Origin of the sequence: Sneathiella sp., assembly GCF_029233945.1 — a bacterium.
Lineage (GTDB): Bacteria > Pseudomonadota > Alphaproteobacteria > Sneathiellales > Sneathiellaceae > Sneathiella.
Map to the genome: position 1 here is coordinate 16052 of NZ_JARGOQ010000016.1, position 17860 is coordinate 33911.

Below are 17860 nucleotides of genomic sequence, written 5' to 3' on the forward strand. Positions count from 1 at the left end.
GGGTTATCCTTGTGCCGGACGCGGTTCGCGTGGCATGTCGAGCCCGCGCTCCGCGATAATGTTTTTCTGAATCTGGGCGGTGCCGCCACCAATAATAAGCCCGAGATCGTACATATGGAGCTGTTGCCAGATGCCATCTAACTCTATCGACGGGATGCCGTCATATAGAACGCCGGCTTCCTCAAGAATATCAATAGCAAGCCCATCCAGTTGGTGGTTCAACTCACAGCCAATGAGCTTGCAGACCATATCGCCGAGACCTCTCGGTTTGCCTGCGGCGGCATCCGATATCAGGCGCATTTCATGGAACCGCATGCCTTGTACGCGGGCCTGCAGACGGATATACCGGTCCATCAACGGAGCGTTTTCGCCAATTGGGCGGCCATCGGATCCTTCCCTCTTGAGCAGTTTTTCGATTTTCTGGAGACGTTCATGGGATAAGTTCGCGTTGGATAGCATGCCTCGTTCATGCGAGAGAGTGCTATTCGCGACTTTCCAGCCCTTACCCCGCCCGCCGACAACCGCGCTTTTGGGAACGCGTACATCAGTAAAGAAAACTTCGTTAAAAGATGGGTGCCCCGTCATTGTCTGAAGCGGGCGTATCTCAATGCCTGGGGTGTCCATTGGAAAGATCAAATAACTTATGCCGTCATACTTCCCGGCCTCGGGTTCTGTCCGGACAAGGCAGAAGATCATCTGCGCGACATGGGCGGAGGAGGTCCATATTTTCGAGCCGTTGATGATGAAGTCGTCACCATCTTCTGTCGCGCTGGTCTGCAAGCTGGCGAGGTCGGAGCCGGAATTAGGCTCTGAATAACCCTGGCACCAGAATACCTCAGTGCGAATTGTCCGGCTGATCCATTCCTTTTTCTGCTCCTCTGTTCCATGCTCCAGCAGGGTCGGTACCAGCATGGAGATACCCTGGCTGTATAGGCCTTGTGGCACATTTGCCTTGAAAAATTCATCGGCAATGACTTTCGACTTCAGAATGTCAGGTTCCGCACCGAACCCGCCATATTCGGACGGCACCGTTCGGTTTGCATATCCTTTTTCCACCAGTAGCTGTTGCCAGTTCTGGACTTCCTCAGAATAGGGGCGCGGCATCAGCCGGTAGGAATGGGCCGTGTCCTCAGGTGCGAGATGCCGATGCTCGGAAATAAATGTCCGCACTTCTTCGCGAAACTGCCTGTGTTCCGCGTGATCCGTTAAATCCATGTTTTCTTCCTTAGTCCGGAGAAATACCCATCAGTTTCGTGATGACTTTCAACATGACTTCATCGGCACCGCCACCAATGGATGTCAGCCGGAAATCGCGAAACTTACGAGAGATAGAGGATTCCCACATATATCCCTGACCGCCCCAATATTGCAGGCAACTGTCCATGACCTCGCGCTGTAGCCGCCCCACCTTCAGCTTCGCCATGGAGGCAAGCTTGGTGACGTCTTCGCCCGCCACATAACGTTCCACGGCGTGATAGGTGAGGGCGCGCAACGCCTCCACTTCTGTCTGGAGCTCTGCAAGACGATAGTTCACGACCTGATTATCCAGAATGGCTTTGCCGAAGGCCTTGCGCTCACGTGTATATTCAATCGTCTCGTTGATCGCCTCTTCCATGACGCGAGGGCCGCGCGCGGCGGCGAACAGTCGCTCTTCCTGAAACTGCTGCATCTGATAAATGAAGCCGCGCCCTTCTTCGCCAATACGGTTCCGCTGGGGTACGCGCACATCATCGAAGAAAAGCTGCGCCGTGTCGGAGGACATCATGCCGATCTTGCGGAGTTTATGTTTGGTGATGCCCGGGCTATCCATGGGAACAATTATCAGCGTCTTGTTCTTATGCACGGGGCCATCGCCCGTGTTGGCCAAAAGGCAGACCCAGTCCGCCTGCAAGGCGTTTGTGATATACATTTTGGAGCCGTTAATCACATAGTCGTCACCGTCTTTTCGGGCGGTTGTCTTAAGACTTGCAACATCCGACCCGGCGGCGGCTTCGGTGACACCAACGCAGCCGACCATATCGCCGGCAATAGCGGGAGCCAGGAAATTACGCCGCAATTCGTCCGAACCATACCGGGCGAGGGCAGGGGTCGACATGTTGGTTTGCACGCCGATTGCCATCGCCACACCGCCACAGGCAATATAGCCGAGCGTCTCGGAAGCAACGGCCTCATAGGAATAGTCGAGGCCACTGCCGCCAAACTCAGCTGGCTTGCCGATGCCGAGGAAGCCCATATTCCCCATCTTCTTAAACAATTCATGAGCAGGGAACTGTTCCGCTTCTTCCCATTCATCAACATGAGGATTTATCTCTGCTTCAATGAATTTTTTCAAACTTTCGGAAAGTTCACGATGTTCCTGAGTAAATTGCATGGTTTTCCCCGCTTTATATTTTCCGGAATGAGCAATGCCTCCGGTCCCCTTAAAGGGATTGTTTTTTCTGTACGCCCACATTAACATTCACGCATGAATGTTACAAATAAATATTATGCGATAGCTGCATGGGACGATCTTGCGGAATATGCAGGTTGTTCATCCACGCTTTCGGGAGGCTGACTTGGGAACGGCGTCGTTACGAGGAGGCGGAAAACGTCGACGGCAGGAGGACAGGCGGGCGGAAACCCGAGGACGGCTTGTGGATGCAACGATTATGCTGCTTCATGAGAAGGGGGCCGGGCAGCTTACCATGGCAGATGTCGCGCAGGAGGCAGGGCTGACGCGCGGAGCCATCCAGTATCATTTTGAGAATCCGAAATCCTTATTGGTTGCGAGTATCGAGGAAATTGCAAACCGTCTCAGCCGCCATCTGGATGCGGATGAGCTGACGGGGTTACCGCTGGAGGAGCGCATCAATCGTATTGTTGATGATTACTGGCAGGGGTTTCGCGGTTTTAATTACACGGCTTTTATCGAGATAGCCGTCCGGGGGCGGCAGGACCCGGCATTTGAAGAAGCGATTACGACAACCCTGGAAGAGCTTGAGAAACAAAGAGCCGTTGTCTGGCAGGCGGTCTTTGCCGATACGGGACGAAGCCGGGAGGAAATCCGGTCATGGCGGGATATGTTGCTCATTACACTCCGCGGTCTGGCGCTGACAAATATGATTGCCGGGAAAAATGAAAAAGTTTCGCTGCAAATTGATCAATTTAAGGCTATGTTTACAAGATACCTGACCGAGGCATAATCGGCGGGTGATGCGATAAGAAGAAAGAAAAAGAAAATGCATGAATTACCGGAGTGTGAATTTCTAAAGCTTGATGTGGTCGCGGGGAGATTGAATCTGTGGTTCAACCGGCCGGATCAGCGAAATGCCATTAACAGCCAGATGGGGGCAGAATTCGCCGCAGTTGTCGATTGGCTGGAAGCGACGCCTGATGTCAGGGTGGTGGTGCTGCGCGGCGCCGGGGGGCATTTTTGCGCGGGCGGTGATATTAAAGAGCGACGCAACATGGCCGAGGATGTTGTCACTGAAGACAGCGATCCGATTATGGAGCGAAACCAGTCCGCCGGGTTGGCGTTCCTAAAGTTTGAGCATTTGCCGCAAACGACGATCGCGGTCGTTGAGGGGTCTGCGTTTGGGGGCGGCATGGGCTATGCCTGTCTCGCTGATATCACCATCGTTGCAGAAGGCGCGCGGATGGGCATGCCGGAGACGACGCTTGGTGTCGCGCCGGCCCAGATCGCGCCTTATGTGGTCAAAAGAATTGGCTTGACCCGCGCGCGGCAACTTGCACTCACCGCTGAGCGGTTCGATGGCGCAAAGGCGTTTGAATATGGTATTGCGCAGTATCTCTCTGCCGATGCGGATATCGATGCGACGTTGGAAGAGGTTGTCGAACGGGTGATGCGCTGTGGCCCCATGGCCAACGCAGCGACCAAAGCGATCATGCTGAAAGTCGGATCATTGCCCGAAGAGGAAATGGTGCGGTTTTCGGCGGAAAAATTTTCTGCCCTTAATCGGGGGGATGAAGGTAAGGAAGGACAATCCGCCTTTGCCGAAAAACGAAAACCTGCCTGGCAGGAAACCGGCGATAAAGCGAAAGGATGAGGGATATGACAAGTTCAAAAACCATCCGGATTGGCGGTGCATCAGGATATTGGGGCGACTCACAGGAGGCGCCGCGCCAACTCGTTCTGAAGGGCGATCTTGACTATCTTGTCTTCGACTATCTCGCGGAAGTTACCATGTCGATTCTGGTGCGGGCGAAAGAAAAGTCGCCGGACCTCGGCTATGCGCGGGACTTTGTCGATCTCGCCATGAAGCCGCTTCTTCATGAAATCAAGGCACGCGGGATCAAGGTTGTTGCCAATGCGGGCGGCGTCAATGTGGCGGCCTGTGCCGCAGCCCTCGCCAAGGTCGCGGAAGAGGCCGGGCTGGATATCAAAATCGGCACGGTCGAGGGCGACAATCTGACGGGGGAAATAGAGAGCCTGCGGTCGGAAGGAATGACCGAGATGTTCTCTGGCGTTCCGATGCCAGACGGGATGATCAGCGCCAATGCCTATCTCGGGGCGTTCCCGATTGCCGCTGCGCTCGATGAAGGAGCGGATGTGGTGATCACGGGTCGATGCGTCGATAGCGCCGTAACCTTGGGCCCACTGATTCATGAGTTTGGATGGACCGTCGATGACTATGGCAAGCTCGCCTCAGGCAGTCTCGCCGGTCATATTCTTGAATGCGGGGCGCAGGCAACTGGCGGAAACTTTACCGACTGGCGCGATACTGTCGGTGGCTGGGATGATATGGGCTACCCCATCGCCGTCTGTCGGGAAGATGGGGATTTTGCGATTACCAAACCAGTGGGCACCGGCGGTCTTGTTTCCCGTCTTACGGTCGGGGAGCAGATCCTCTATGAGATTGGAGACCCGGAAGCCTATATCATGCCCGATGTCATTTGCGATTTTTCCGGTGTCACTCTTACGGAAACGAAACAAGATTGGCTGGAAGTGGCAAATGTCAAAGGCCGGGCGCCGACATCAACCTATAAAGTCTCCGGTACCTACAAGGATGGATATCGCGCAACGGCAATGACCGTTATCACCGGTTTTGACGCGGTGGAAAAAGGGCAGGCATTTGCTGATGCTTTGCTGAAGCGGACCCGTCGTCTTTTTGTTGATCGTAACCTTGGTGATTACCGCGATACGGCTGTGCACATTATCGGAGCGCAAACCCTCTGGGGGGAGAACGCAGATGAGCATGCTGCCGTTGCACGCGAGATCATTACCCAGATAGATGTCCGCCATGATGAACGGGCGGCGCTGGAGCTCTTCTCCAAGGAGACAACGGGCGTCGGTCTTTCCATGACGACGGGGCGCACCTCGGCAGGGGCGGCGGGCCGCCCAAAGATCACGCCGGTTGTTGCACAGTTCGCATTTCAGATCGACAAGGCGCGTATTCAGCCGAAGGTGTTTATAAATAATAAACCGGTTAAATATGATATAAAGGTTTCGAGCGAATATTCAAAATTCCCGGAAATGCGTCATGCTGCGCCGGAATCTCCCCTGAACTCGACGTCTGATGTTTTGGTCGAAGTGCCATTGATAACTCTGGCGGCCGCACGCAGCGGTGATAAGGGGAACAATGCCAATGTTGGCGTCATCGCCCGCAAGCCTAATTATCTTCCCTGGATCAAGCAAAGCGCAACAGAAGAGGCCGTAAAAAAATATTTCGGGCATGTCGTGGAGGGGGAGGTGATGCGGTTTGATTTGCCGGGTATGAATGCGGTGAATTTTCTGCTAACGAACTGTCTGGGAGGCGGGGGAACCTCCACTCTTCATCTCGATAATCTGGCGAAGACATACGCTCAACAGCTTCTGGCATTGCCGATAAAAGTGCCGGGCGATCTGTTGGAACACCAAGTATAAAAATTAGTCGCAGGGATAAAAAAGGAAATAAGAATGACCCATCCACTTGAGCCCATGTTGCGGCCACAGTCCGTGGCGATTATCGGGGCCTCGAATACGCCATCCAGGATTGGCGGCCGACCGATACATGCCATGAAGACTGCGGGCTTTAAAGGCGATATTTATCCGGTAAATCCAAATTACGACACCATCCAGGACCTGCCGGCATATGCCAGCATAAAGGATGTCCCGAAAGGAACAGATTGTGCCGTCATCGCAGTCGCCGCAAAAGTTGCGGTTCAAACTTTGCGCGATTGCGCAGACCAGGGGGTCAAAAGCGCGGTCATGTTTACCTCTGGCTTTGCCGAGCAAAGCGATGATGGCGCCCGCGCGCAGCGCGAGATCACGGGCATTGCCAAAGAAAGTGGAATGAAGATCATCGGCCCCAATTGTCTTGGTGTTTTTAATATCAGCGCGGGCTGGTACGGCACTTTCAGTAATGCACCCGGGGCTTTATTAAACCCACCCGGGTCGATCGGTATTGTCAGCCAGAGCGGCGCCTATGGGGCGCATGTCTTTTCCGTTTCGCAACTCCGGGGAGTTCGGTCGAATTACTGGGTGACGACAGGCAATGAATCGGATGTCGATGTGGCCGAGGTGATTGAGTATTATGCCCAGAATCCGGAAGTTAAGGTGGTGCTTGCCTATGCAGAGGGCATGAAGGATGCGGACCGGGTCTGCCGGGCGCTTGAAATGGCACGGGATGCGGAAAAGCCGGTTATTTTCATGAAGGTTGGTAAAACCGACGCCGGTGCGGCGGCGGCGGCCTCTCATACGGCGTCGCTTGCTGGTGCGGATGCGGTATATGACGCGCTGTTCAAGCAATATGGTGTCTATCGCGCGGAAACCACCGAAGAATTTGTGGACATCGCCTATGCCTGCCAGTTCGGCAACTACCCGAAGGGGCGCAAGATCGATTTGCAGACAATCTCCGGCGGCGTCGGTGTTCAGATGGCGGATGCCTCTGTAAAGTACGGCTTGGATGTTGCCCCGCTTCCGGCGGCAACACAAAAGAAATTAAAGGAGCTGATCCCCTTTGCTGGGGTCAATAATCCGGTCGATTTCACGGCGCAGGCCCTGAACGATCCGAAGTTGATGGAGGCCAATATCGAGATGACGATCGAAGAGGCCGATTTCGACAGCCACATCGTTTATCTGGCCGGTGTTCCGGCGTCTCCCTTTACGCGCGATGCCTGTCGGGAGATATTCTCCAACATTCGCTCGAAATATCCGAATGAGGTGATGATGATGAGCCTGATCGGACCGCCGGAGATTGTGGAGCCTTTTGAGAAGCTGAACATGCCCTGTTTTCAGGATCCGTCCCTCACGGTTCGGGCCATGGCGGCGCTCACCTATTTCGGGGAGGTTTACGCGCGCGGCCGGCCGGATAGCCCGCCGGCGCTGCCCGAGGGAGCATTGCCGGCGCCAACGGAGCCAATTGCGGAACATGAGGCAAAGAAGGTGCTGAACAGCATCGGTGTGCCCGTGACCCGCGAAGAGCTGGCTCAATCCGCTAAGGAAGCCGTCAAGGTCTGGCAGAATATCGGCGGTGCCGTTGTTATGAAAATTGCCTCGCCTGACATTCTTCATAAGACGGAAATTGGCGGCGTGCTTCTCAAGCTCAACTCCGAACAAGAGGTGGTAGAAGGATACGCGACGCTGATCGAGCGCGCGAAGAAGGCGAAGCCGGATGCAAAAATTGACGGCGTTATTGTTGCCGAAATGGTGACTGGCGGCGTCGAGACAGTGATGGGCGTTGTCTGCGATCCGGTCTTCGGTCCTGCCGTTATGTTCGGTCTTGGGGGTGTTTTTGTTGAAGTCCTGAAAGACGTGACCTTCCGTCTCGCTCCCTTTGGCGTGGATGAGGCCTACCGGATGATCGATGAAATTCAAGGACGGGCGATGCTTGATGGCGTGCGGGGCGCGCTGCCCTCTGATCTGAAAGCGCTGGCGGAAGCCCTTTCCAAACTCTCCGTCTATGCGGCGGATAACGCCGACAAGATTGAAACGATCGATGTTAATCCGTTTATCGTTCTCCCGGATGGTGCCGTTGCGGTTGACGCCTTGATCGTTCCGAAGGGTAACGCATCATGAAGGCGTATGAAGGGTTGAAAGTCGTAGATTTTACGCAAGTATTGGCGGGCCCGATCAGTACCCAGATGTTTTCGCTTCTGGGAGCCGACGTGATCAAGATCGAGGCGCCGGTAAAAGGCGATCAGCTTCGGACGACGCTCTCGGATGCGGAGATGGTTGCCAAACGCCTGTCACCTGCATTTCTGACGGTTAATCTTGGCAAGCGCAGTCTTGCCATTGACTTGAAGTCGGAAGAGGGGCGGAAAATTGTCTATCGCCTGATTGATGACGCCGATGTCGTCGTTGAGAACTTTCGGCCCGGAGTCGCAAAGAAACTGGGGATCGATTATGAAAGCGTGAAACAACGCAAGCCGGAGATTGTCTATTGCTCGATCAGTGGTTATGGGCAAAAAGGCCCACGCAGCGGTGACAAAGCCTATGATTCCGCCATTCAGGCAGCGTCTGGTCTCTTTACCCTAAACGGCAGCGAAGAGTCAGGCCCGATGCGCATAGGCATCATGGTGATCGATATGTTCACCGGAATGAATGCTGCGTTCGCGATTTCATCCGCGCTCTATCGGCGTGAAAAGACGGGTAAAGGGCAATATGTCGATGTTGCGATGTATGACAGTGCCCTTATGCTGGCCGCGGCACAAATGGCCGACTTTATGGTGCGCGGCAATGTCCCTCCGCTGATTGGTAATGAATCCCCGACACGCCAACCCACCGCCGGGGTGTTCGAGACGCAGGACGGAATAGTTCTGATTGCCACAATTACTCCAGCCCATAACATCGCTATGCTGAAGGCGGCGGAATTGGAACATCTGCTGGACGATCCGCGCTTTGCCACATTCGAGGCGAGGCAGGCTAATCTGCGGGAGGGGCTGGAGATTGTCGGCGAAGCTATGAAGACCAAGACGACGGCGGATTGGATCAAGATTATGAGTGAGGCGGGCGTTGTTGTGCAAGCGGTTCGGACTCTGGCGGAGGCTACAACCGATCCGCAGCTGCAGCATCGCGGTATTGTCGTCGAGGCAGAAAATGTTAGGGGATTCGATAAAGCATTACGTCTTGTCGGCGCTCCATTTATTGCAAATGAAGACAGCCCGCAGAATGCCGTTTCGCCCCCTGGAGAAGTGGGCCAACATACAGAAGAGATCTTACGTGAACTTGGGTATGATGATGATGATATCGCCAAGATCACTTCACCAAAAGAAACCTGATTCTTCGCAGTCGCGGGTTTGTTTGCTGACTTAAAGGATAGCTGATCATGATTACGGTTCACCATCTCAATGATTCCCGCTCCCAGCGGATATTATGGCTTTTGGAAGAGCTTGACGTTGAGTATGAGGTGATACGTTATGAACGTGACGCAGCAACCCGTCTTGCGCCGGACGCATTAAAGGAAATCCATCCCCTCGGTAAATCGCCAGTGCTGGCGGATGGAGAACTCCAACTTCATGAATCCGGGGCTATCACTGATTATCTGATCCGGACGTACGGTGCGGGAACGCTCGCACCGGAGCCGGGCAGTGCGGAATATGAAGCATATGCAGAGTGGCTGCATTATGCGGAAGGCTCCGCCATGCTGCCACTTCTCCTTCGGCTCTATACAGGTCGGCTAGGGGATGCCGCCGCGCCGTTGATGCCGCGAATTGACAGCGAAACGGAAAATCATTTTTCCTTCATGAATGGGGAAATGACGGGGCGGGAATTTTTCGCGGGCTCCGATCTTACCGGCGCGGACATCATGATGTCCTTTCCGCTGGAGGCCGCTCGCGCCCGCGGTATCTTGAGTGCCTATCCCGCGCTTTCTGGCTTCGTTGAACGTATTCAGGCGCGACCGGCATATCTGCGGGCGCTTGAAAAAGGCGGTCATTACTCCTATGGTCCGGCAACCGCTTGATTTAACCGGATTGGACCTGCGTGACAAATGAATCCCAAGACCGGGAGCCGGTCTTCAATGTGCCTCCCGCGACCATGTATCTGGTTGTCGCCATTATTGGTGTTCATCTGCTGCTGACGGTCACGGCGCCTGAGACGTTGGACTGGGTCTATAATAATTTTTCCTTCCGGCCGGCTATTGTCTCCGCCATTCTTGATCATCCTTCCTTCGGCGGGCTGTTCCATATCTTCATCACGCTCAACAGCCATATGTTCCTCCATAATGATTGGAGCCATATGGTCCTGAACGCAGGTATGCTGCTCGCCTTTGGGACAATGACGGAGCGTCGGTTCGGCACCATACGCTTTCTGATCCTGTATTTTCTTTGTGGTTGGTTCGGGGCAGTTGCCGAGTATCTGATTGCCGATCCGGGCGTGGATATAACCCTTTACGGTGCTTCCGGGGCTGTATTCGGGGCGATGGGGGCAACGATGATTGTTCTTCTGCCGCGCTATGGACGTCGTGGCGTCGTCACCCTGATTGCCGTATTGCTCGGCGTCAATCTGGTCATTGGCGCGACACCGCTTGGCACGCTTCTGGTTGGTCCGGGCGCAGGAATAGCTTGGGTTGCCCATGTCGCTGGATTTGCCCTTGGGCTTATCATTGCCCTTATTTATTCAAGCCGCCGGATGCCTTCTTTGTAGCTGTTCACGCCATTGTTATTGAAAGTGGCTGGCCGAAAAGCGAGATATAATTATTTTGTTGAGGCGAAGGTGGTCCTTTTATACAAGGGAGGAATATCAAGATGATGACCCGGTTGATCAATCTTCGAAGCGTGGCGATTGCTTTGTTTGTTGCGGTGCTCTCTCTCACAACAATACAGGCCGCTTCCGCAGAGAAACTCTACTACAGCACGCTTTTTGGCACTGCGGTGGAAGGGTATGACGTTGTTGCCTATTTCACGGATGGGAAGCCTGTTGAGGGCAGCAAAGACCATAGCGCCGAGTGGAAAGGCGTTGATTGGTATTTTGCAAGTGATGAACACAAGAAAATGTTCGAAGCGAACCCTGAAAAATACGCCCCCCAATATGGCGGTTATTGCGCCTGGGCCGTCAGTCAAGGCTATACGGCGTCAACGGTGCCGGAGGCATGGAAAATTGTCGACGACAAGCTTTACCTCAACTATTCCAAGGGGGTGCAGAGCACTTGGGAAGAGGATATTCCCGGCAATATCGGTCTTGCGAACAACAACTGGCCTGGCATTGAGAAGGAGCTGAAATAAAAAAGCACCTGGCTGCGGGGGAGCGAGAACCAGGTGCTTTCAAAAGAAGCCGTATTGCACGGCCTTCTTATTCTTAACTGTTTATTTCTGGCGGCGCCAGAGGGGAAGTTCCTCATCAGAAGCCGGTTGATAGGTGACGGTCATCTCATCAAATGCCTTCAATGAATGGGAGGCATTCTGGTCATCGCGTAGTTCAAACCCGTTAACGCCACAACGCTGCATATAGAAGAGCTGATCATAGAGAACGTCGCCGGTTGCCCGGATCTCGCCCTTGAAGCCATAGCGTTCACGAAGAAGGCGGGCCTGTGTAAAGGCACGTCCGTCCGCCATCTTCGGAAATTCCAGGACAACCAAATCCAGCCTGTCGAGATCATCCTTGATAATCGCGGGATCATCCGTGTTGCGAAGCGCGACGCCCAGACGGCCATTGCGTGTGAGCAATGCCTCACGGGCATTCAGCCACTCCTCTACCGGGACGTAAATATCGCCTGTCGGAAGCGAGCTACCATCCTCAAGCCCGGTGAAGGGCATCCATCCATCGCTGTCTACCTTGCGGTCCTTGATATAGTTATCCATACAGCCGCTCCTTGAAGGGGGCCTGTCCGAGCCGCCGATAGGTCATAAGGAAGGTTTCCTCCGGCTCTTCCCGGCTTTCAAGATAAACGGCAAGAACCTTGCCAACGGCGTCCACAATCTCGTCCGCTTCAAACGCCGGACCAATGATTTTACCGATGGCCGCATCCTCGCGGGCACTCCCGCCGAGGGTCAGCTGGTAGACTTCCGTCCCCTTCTTGTTGACGCCCAGAATACCGATATTGGCAACATGGTGATGACCGCAAGCATTGATGCAGCCGGAAATGTTGATGCTGACATCGCCAAGATCATTGATGAAGTCATAATCATCAAAACGAGCTGTAATCGCCTGAGAAATCGGAATTGAGCGGGCTGTTGCAAGCGCGCAGTAATCCAGTCCGGGGCAGGAAATGATATCTGTGACATGATTATAGTTGGGTGTCGCAAGATCAAGCGCCTTCAGCTCTTCCCAAAGAGCCGGCAAGTCCTTTAGCTGCACATCTGAAAGAACCAGGTTCTGCCGATGCGTCGTGCGAATATGCCCGAGGCTGTATTTGTCGGCTAGGTCGGCAATCGCATCCATCTGATCGGCCGTTACATCGCCCGGCGGTTGGTGCGCTGTTTTGAGGGACAAATAAACAATACGGTAGCCTGATTGTTTGTGCAGTTCGATATTCTTGTCGACCCAGCGGGCGAATTCCGCGTTGTTGAGCATAAGATTTTCAAAGTCTACATCATTATCCGGAATGGCTTCATATGCCGGATCGTTAAAGAATCCTTTGACCCAGTTAAAATCCTCATCCCTCAGGAAAAGGCCACCAGCCTTGATCTTCTCCCATTCAGCTTCGACAAGCTCACGGAATTTCTCTTCACCGGTTTCATGGACGAGAATCTTGATACGCGCCTTGTAGATATTGTCGCGCCGACCGAGCATGTTATAGACCCGCAGGATTGCCTCAAGATAGGTCAGCATGTCCTGCTTTGGAAGGAACGCGCGGATGACCTTGCCAAGCATCGGTGTCCGGCCAAGGCCACCGCCGACATAGACTTCAAATCCGGTCTCTTCTGAGCTGTCGCTTTTTACCAGGCGCAGTCCGATATCATGCACGGCAACCGCCGCCCGATCATGAGTGGCGCCGCTCACAGCGATTTTGAACTTGCGCGGCAGAAAATTAAATTCTGGATGGAAGGTCGACCATTGCCGTATCAGTTCGCAATAGGGACGGGGATCTTCAATCTCATCGCGGGCGACACCGGCAAGTGGATCGGATGTCGTGTTGCGAATGCAGTTGCCGCTGGTCTGGATGGCATGCATCTCGACCTTGGCAAGATCATCGAGAATATCCGGCACATCCTCCAGCTTAGGCCAGTTATACTGGATATTCTGCCGCGTGCTGAAATGGCCGTAGCCCTTATCATATTTCCGGGCGATATGGGCGAGAGTGCGCATCTGCTCCGATGACAGCAGCCCATAGGGAATGGCAACCCGCAGCATATAGGCATGAAGCTGCAAATAAAGGCCGTTGCGCAGCCTTTGGTGCTTGAATTCTTCTTCCGACAATTCGCCTTTAAGGCGGCGGTCGACTTGACCACGGAATTGAGATACCCGCTCCAGAAGGAGCTGATGATCCTGCTCTGAATATTGATACATGGTAGGACCTTAAAGTTTAAGCGGCCTGACGGCTCTCGCGTAAATTATCCTGCGGCAATTCTATCGTTGGCCCTTCGGCGCGAATCTGTTCGCGCTTCGTTGCAGCGACAATGCCATCTTCGGTCTTAAGGACGTCAATCGCATAGGGCGCGACGATAATATTTTCCTGCTCCGACTGTTCCGCTGCTTGTTTAAGAGCGTCCAGAGTGTCCTCTTCGCTCACCGTTGCCTGATGAATATCGGATGTCCAGGACGGTTGGCCATTTTCGAGAGCCAGATATGCAACAAGTCCCTCTTTTAACAGGGAAGCTGTGTAAACCTGCAGTGCCATTGCTGTTCTCCTTTAAAAAGACCCACTGACCAGCCGGGCATGGATCAATCTCTATCTACTTTGTATATTTAAGTATTTATTTTAAATTGGCAATAAAATTGTGATTTAATAAAATATTACAGTAAAAATATGTGTTATATGATTGTGGTCACATCCGGCCGCTTTGGCAGGTGAATGCCACATTCTGTTTTATCTCTTCCGGCCCAGCGGCCAGACCGGGGGTCGGCACCTTCGGCGACACGGCTTGTGCAGGGCATGCAGCCGATAGACTTAAAGCCATCGGCGACGAGCGGATGAGGCGGCAAATTCTTCGCAAGATAAGCCTGCTTGATATCGTCATTCGACCAGTCGGCGAGAGGGTTGATCTTGATGAAATCCGCTTCCGCCTCAATCATGGGAAGTGCCGTGCGCGTTGCGGTCTGGAACTGCTTTCGTCCGGTGATCCAGGCTTTATATCCCAGATTTCCCATTTTATTCATAATGTTATCAAGCGGCGCCACTTTCCGGATATGGCAGCATTTATCCGGATCTTCATTGAACAGCATATCATCAGGATCGAGCCTTAACAGAACGCCGTCATCGGGCCGTATAATTCGGACATCTTCCAGGCCGAGGTAATTTGTCAAGGTTTTCTGATAACGAAGCGTTTCGCCAAAAAGCCGCCGCGTATCAAGAAAGATAACGGGAATTGCCGGATCAACCTGCGCGACGAGATCCAGAAGAACAGCAGATTCGGCGCCGAATGACGACGAGAGCATGATTTGACCCTTGAGTTCGTTCTGGACAAGTGCGTCGAGCAATTCGAGGCCGGAGAGATGACCATAGAGGCCACGGAGCCGGGCGGCTTCCGATTCGGGGCAAAATTGAACTGATGAATTAGTCATCTTCTATCCCATTAAATTTGTTCTACAATGATATCTATGAGGTATAATGATAAATATCAATGTAAAATGTAAAAAAATAAAAATACATTTATATTTTGTGAAATATGCAGGATTGACGTAACGCTTTATTATGATTGATCGTTGGTGCGAATTTCCCCAAACTGCCGGCAGGAGGGATAATGCGGTTTCAAGCTTTCTTGACTGCGGTGATTTGCATCGGTTCCATGTCTGCGGCGCTTGCCGGGGCGGGGATACAAACGCATGTGGCGGAAAGAGTGGAAGCGGATCTGATCGTTACAAAGAATAACGATCGGATTGCACTATACGGCGTGCGCCTTGTGGAAGAGGCGCAGGACCCCACACTCTACCGAAAAGCACAACGTTTTCTTCGACAATCATTTGAACCGCCGTCCTTCAGGCTTGATGTTCAGGCGTTTCGGGAATCAGGCAGCGCGCAAAATCGCTACGGAGATCTTCATGGTAAGATATTGCTGGCCGACGGTACATGGCTGCAGGAACGGCTGATCGCGCAAGGTTACGGCGTCTGGAGCGGGGCGCCCGACTATCCGCCCGCCCTTCGGCAGCGTCTTGTTCAGGCGGAGACGGGCGCGGCAATCGAAAAGCTGGGAATTTGGCGTCATATCAGGATTGTTAACGCGAACCAGCCGGCGCGGCAGTTCTGGAATGGCCAGTTCATTGTCGCTAAGGGCTTGGTTCGGGAGGTTTTTCGCGGGGCCAGCGCCACATATCTTAACTTCGGGGAGGACTGGCGCAATGACTTCACCGTCGCCATTCCATCGCGGTCCCGGAAAAAATTTGAGCGTGAGGACTGGAAGATTGCCGACCTGAAGAATAGATCAGTTACTGTAAGGGGGGCGGTGCGCTTTTATAACGGACCCTATTTGGAACTTGATTTCCCCGAGCAGCTTGAAATTAATGACATGGCGAGTGAGGGATAAGTAAAGCATGAATATCAACTTCGCGGGCAGGAAATGGAGACGTATGAGACTTGCTCTCATACCATTGTTCGTCATGGGGTCTTTACCGTTCAGCGCGCCAGCCAAAGCCGACCTGTTTGATAACCTCTTTTCTATTTTCGAGCCGAATGACGACAGGGAGATCGGCGCCAAGCAGCATTCGCAGGTCGTTGCCCAATATGGTGGCGAATACACAAAGGAAGGCTTGAATGACTATGTACTTGATATTGGTCTGCGCCTTGCCTTTGTTTCTGAAATGCGGGATTTGCCATGGCGGTTCACTATCCTGAATTCGCCGGTGGTCAACGCCTTTGCCCTGCCGGGGGGCTATGTCTATATCACGCGCGGCCTGCTCGCCCTCGCCAATAACGAGGCGGAGGTCGCAGGTGTTCTGGCCCATGAAATCGGACATGTGACCGCCCGCCATGGCGCCGCCCGTCAGTCTCGCGCAACGGGCATTGGCCTGATCGGGGCGCTTGCAACTGTCCTGACGGGGAGTTCCATCGTGCAGGAGCTTGGGCAGCAGCTTGGCGGACTCTACGTTGCGGGCTATTCACGCGATCAGGAATATGAGGCGGACCAGCTCGGCGTGAAATATCTGGGCCTTGCCGGATATCCGCGCGAAGCTATGGCCGACTTCCTGAAAAGGATGGAGGCGCAGACCGAATATATGGCGGCGCTCACGGGTAACTCGGCTGGCGGCAGCTTCGATTTCTTCGCATCCCACCCGCAAACGGAAGACCGGATAGGGCGGGCGTCGGCGTCGGCGGCTGCAAATTCCGATGACCTTGACCGGGAGTATGGGCGCAGCCGGTATCTCGGAGTCATTGACGGCATGCTCTATGGGGATGATCCAAAAGAAGGGGTTATCCGGGGGCGTGAATTTTTGCATCCGGAGTTACGGTTTAAATTTTCCGCGCCGGAAGGTTTCCAGCTTATCAACTCCTCTCGCGCTGTTTACGCTGTTGATGGCAAGGGTAGCCAGATGGCCTTCGATCTTGAGAAGCTGGGCAGCCCCGGACAGTCAATGGCGGACTATCTGAGGAATGTGTGGTTGGCAAAACTGAAGGTCCCGTCCATTTCCACGACCGAGGTTGGAGGGGCGCCGGCAGCGGTCACTCGGCTTGCTATCGAGCAGAATGGGCAGAAGATTTACCTGACTGCCGCTGTGATTGACTTTGGCGGTGACCGAGTGGCGCGATTTATCTATCAGACGACAAGCTCGGATAATGCATTGCAGGCCCGTTTTACCGAAAGCTATAACAGTTTTCGCACTCTCGATGCCGCAGTGGCGGCGGCGATTAAACCAATCCGGATGAAGATTGAAACAGTTTCTGAAAAGAAAGATATGAGCGCAATCCTTGCCGGGATGGCGGATGTTACAAAAGACAAAAAAGCGCTACTAATACTTCTTAACCCGTCATTTGAAAACGGCGTGCCGCCTGCGGGGCAGCCTTATAAAAATTTGAGTGACGGGAATTAATAAGATAGTGCTCAGGCGGGTATGCTGACCTGATCGGCGATTGTTCCATCAAGGGAAAAGCACGCAGCCTCCAGCGTGCCACCGAAGCCGCAGCCCCCGTCCAGCGTGACCGTATGGGGTTTTATGGTGACGCCGCCATGGCCTTTCTCATACCCTCTGACAACGCGCTTAAACCCAAAATAAGGCGTGTTAATTTCATTAAACTGGCGGTTACCCCACCAGAAGCTGTCATTCTGTTCGATGACGGGGAGGGCCGGATCTAGCCCCGCATGGACGAAGAGTAATTCGCCATCCTCTGTATAGGCGGCCCGGCGCAACGCAATAAAAATATCGTTATGGCCGGGATAGGCCCGGACTTTCTCACGCAGGCGGTTCGTCCATTTGGTTGTCGCGAGAATGCCTTCTCGAACATATTTGCGCACCTCGTCCGGGGTTTCATCATATGCCGCGAGCGAGTGACCGACATCATTTGCGACCATCCAGTCGAGGACTTCGGTGGGTTGCGGAGCGAGCTGCAGCTGCAGCAGGCTGCGCCAGATTTCTTCCTGCGCTCCGCGAAGATAAACGATGTCTTCCGGGATCATGCCCGGAAGACAGAGCCGGTTTATACGAAAGGACAAAAGTTCATCAAATACTTCGCGGATTTTTGCCCCGCGGCCGAGATAATTCCCAAGATAAACAATCCGATCGCCATGCCGCCAGCGCCGGGAAATTTCATTATGCATGGCCATGAGGGCATTCGCTTCCCCATGGATTGAGGCAATGGCCCATACTCTTTTAGAAGCGGTTAAGCATCCGAATTTTTCTTTATATTTTCTG

The 17860-nt window shown here is 53.6% G+C and carries 17 protein-coding genes; 10 read left to right on the forward strand and 7 right to left on the reverse strand.

Going from position 1 to position 17860, the window contains the following annotated elements:
• Window positions 1–3: 3 nt before the first annotated feature.
• Together P1U71_RS07250 and P1U71_RS07255 are read right to left on the reverse strand one after the other, a co-directional pair.
• Complete coding sequence (locus P1U71_RS07250; RefSeq protein WP_301104900.1) at window positions 4–1215, reverse strand: acyl-CoA dehydrogenase family protein; 1212 nt, start codon at window positions 1213–1215, stop codon at window positions 4–6.
• Window positions 1216–1225: 10 nt separating this feature from the next.
• The gene (locus tag P1U71_RS07255) at window positions 1226–2371 is read right to left on the reverse strand and encodes an acyl-CoA dehydrogenase family protein (protein ID WP_301104901.1); all 1146 of its coding nucleotides are present in this window, start codon (window positions 2369–2371) and stop codon (window positions 1226–1228) included.
• 262 nt (window positions 2372–2633) lie between these two features.
• Here P1U71_RS07255 and P1U71_RS07260 point away from each other — a divergent pair, with 262 nt between their 5' ends.
• The 8 genes from P1U71_RS07260 to P1U71_RS07295 all read left to right on the forward strand — a co-directional run bounded on the left by P1U71_RS07260 (window position 2634) and on the right by P1U71_RS07295 (window position 11142).
• The gene (locus tag P1U71_RS07260) at window positions 2634–3182 is read left to right on the forward strand and encodes a TetR/AcrR family transcriptional regulator (protein WP_301104903.1); all 549 of its coding nucleotides are present in this window, start codon (window positions 2634–2636) and stop codon (window positions 3180–3182) included.
• A 36-nt stretch (window positions 3183–3218) separates the two neighbouring features.
• Window positions 3219–4046 carry an enoyl-CoA hydratase-related protein gene (locus tag P1U71_RS07265; protein WP_301104904.1) on the forward strand — a complete coding sequence of 276 codons (828 nt, stop codon included), beginning with the start codon at window positions 3219–3221 and terminating at the stop codon, window positions 4044–4046.
• A 5-nt stretch (window positions 4047–4051) separates the two neighbouring features.
• Window positions 4052–5863, forward strand: coding sequence for an acyclic terpene utilization AtuA family protein (locus tag P1U71_RS07270; RefSeq protein WP_301104905.1), 1812 nt, complete (start codon window positions 4052–4054; stop codon window positions 5861–5863).
• A 33-nt stretch (window positions 5864–5896) separates the two neighbouring features.
• Complete coding sequence (locus P1U71_RS07275; RefSeq protein ID WP_301104906.1) at window positions 5897–7996, forward strand: acetate--CoA ligase family protein; 2100 nt, start codon at window positions 5897–5899, stop codon at window positions 7994–7996.
• Complete coding sequence (locus P1U71_RS07280; protein ID WP_301104907.1) at window positions 7993–9198, forward strand: CaiB/BaiF CoA-transferase family protein; 1206 nt, start codon at window positions 7993–7995, stop codon at window positions 9196–9198. The genes P1U71_RS07275 and P1U71_RS07280 overlap by 4 nt, the downstream gene beginning before the upstream one ends.
• 47 nt (window positions 9199–9245) lie before the next feature.
• Complete coding sequence (locus tag P1U71_RS07285) at window positions 9246–9881, forward strand: glutathione S-transferase (protein ID WP_301104908.1); 636 nt, start codon at window positions 9246–9248, stop codon at window positions 9879–9881.
• A gap of 20 nt (window positions 9882–9901) precedes the next feature.
• Window positions 9902–10564, forward strand: a complete 663-nt coding sequence (locus P1U71_RS07290) for a rhomboid family intramembrane serine protease (RefSeq protein ID WP_301104909.1) — start codon at window positions 9902–9904, stop codon at window positions 10562–10564.
• Between the two features lie 101 nt (window positions 10565–10665).
• On the forward strand, window positions 10666–11142 hold the full coding sequence (locus tag P1U71_RS07295) for a YHS domain-containing (seleno)protein (RefSeq protein ID WP_301104910.1): 477 nt from the start codon (window positions 10666–10668) through the stop codon (window positions 11140–11142).
• 81 nt (window positions 11143–11223) lie between these two features.
• Here the strand turns inward: P1U71_RS07295 and P1U71_RS07300 are convergent, their stop codons facing one another.
• The 4 genes from P1U71_RS07300 to P1U71_RS07315 all read right to left on the reverse strand — a co-directional run bounded on the left by P1U71_RS07300 (window position 11224) and on the right by P1U71_RS07315 (window position 14581).
• Window positions 11224–11718: a DUF934 domain-containing protein gene (locus P1U71_RS07300; RefSeq protein ID WP_301104911.1), complete on the reverse strand. Its 495-nt coding sequence runs from the start codon at window positions 11716–11718 to the stop codon at window positions 11224–11226.
• Window positions 11711–13366, reverse strand: coding sequence for a nitrite/sulfite reductase (locus P1U71_RS07305; RefSeq protein WP_301104912.1), 1656 nt, complete (start codon window positions 13364–13366; stop codon window positions 11711–11713). Before P1U71_RS07305 ends, P1U71_RS07300 begins: the two co-directional genes overlap by 8 nt.
• Window positions 13367–13382: 16 nt before the next feature.
• The gene (locus P1U71_RS07310; protein ID WP_301104913.1) at window positions 13383–13697 is read right to left on the reverse strand and encodes a DUF2849 domain-containing protein; all 315 of its coding nucleotides are present in this window, start codon (window positions 13695–13697) and stop codon (window positions 13383–13385) included.
• Between the two features lie 134 nt (window positions 13698–13831).
• Window positions 13832–14581 carry a phosphoadenylyl-sulfate reductase gene (locus P1U71_RS07315; protein ID WP_301104914.1) on the reverse strand — a complete coding sequence of 250 codons (750 nt, stop codon included), beginning with the start codon at window positions 14579–14581 and terminating at the stop codon, window positions 13832–13834.
• Between the two features lie 179 nt (window positions 14582–14760).
• Between P1U71_RS07315 and P1U71_RS07320 the strand changes: the two genes are divergently transcribed.
• Window positions 14761–15540 carry a hypothetical protein gene (locus P1U71_RS07320; RefSeq protein ID WP_301104915.1) on the forward strand — a complete coding sequence of 260 codons (780 nt, stop codon included), beginning with the start codon at window positions 14761–14763 and terminating at the stop codon, window positions 15538–15540.
• Between the two features lie 43 nt (window positions 15541–15583).
• Entirely contained in the window at window positions 15584–17041 is a 1458-nt protein-coding gene (locus P1U71_RS07325) for a M48 family metalloprotease (protein ID WP_301104916.1), read from the forward strand.
• Between the two features lie 11 nt (window positions 17042–17052).
• Here P1U71_RS07325 and P1U71_RS07330 read toward each other — a convergent pair whose 3' ends face one another.
• A complete protein-coding gene (locus P1U71_RS07330; protein ID WP_301104917.1) occupies window positions 17053–17772 on the reverse strand; it encodes a hypothetical protein in 720 nt (239 codons plus the stop codon).
• Window positions 17773–17860 lie beyond the last annotated feature (88 nt).